We start from the raw sequence: 500 nt of genomic DNA, 5'->3' as shown, positions 1-500 counted from the left end.
TAGAAGTTGGTGGAGCTGTAAAACCATCGAGCTTTAAAGTGACAGTACCAGTAGACCGTATAGCAGAAATAGAAGCGCGATTACAAGCTTTAGAAAGTACTACAGTAGATGTAGTTTTAAATAAATAATAAAAAAGAGAGGAAGATGTATATGAAAGATTTTTATTTAGTTATTAAAGCAAAAGTAGAGGCAGGTCAGTATAAGTTAGAGGATATGTTAAGTGATTTACAACTTGCATATGAAAAAGATAGAATTACTTTAGAACAACATGAAGAGCTAGCAGAACTTGCTAAAGTAAGAGTGGATATGGAGTATGAAGGGAATAAGCATGCTACATCCTATGACTTAGACCAAGATGTTACGATTAGTGACCATGATTTAAGTATTGTAGATCTATATGAGATGGTGCTTATGAGTTCAACATCTACACAGCAAGCTAAATTTTCAGCTAGAAACATTGAAATGGGTCGTTCTATTTCAAACTCATACGTGAGATTAAT

The 500-nt window shown here is 33.4% G+C and carries 1 protein-coding gene; it reads left to right on the top strand.

Going from position 1 to position 500, the window contains the following annotated elements:
• Window positions 1–150: 150 nt before the first annotated feature.
• Window positions 151–500, top strand: a 350-nt coding sequence (locus H8718_RS20465; RefSeq protein ID WP_249334893.1) for a hypothetical protein, incomplete at its 3' end; no start/stop codon positions are given.

Origin of the sequence: Zhenhengia yiwuensis, from assembly GCF_014384995.1 — a bacterium.
In the GTDB taxonomy this organism is placed as follows: Bacteria; Bacillota; Clostridia; order Lachnospirales; family Cellulosilyticaceae; genus Zhenhengia; species Zhenhengia yiwuensis.
This window is presented reverse-complemented; position numbering and strand designations above follow the sequence as displayed.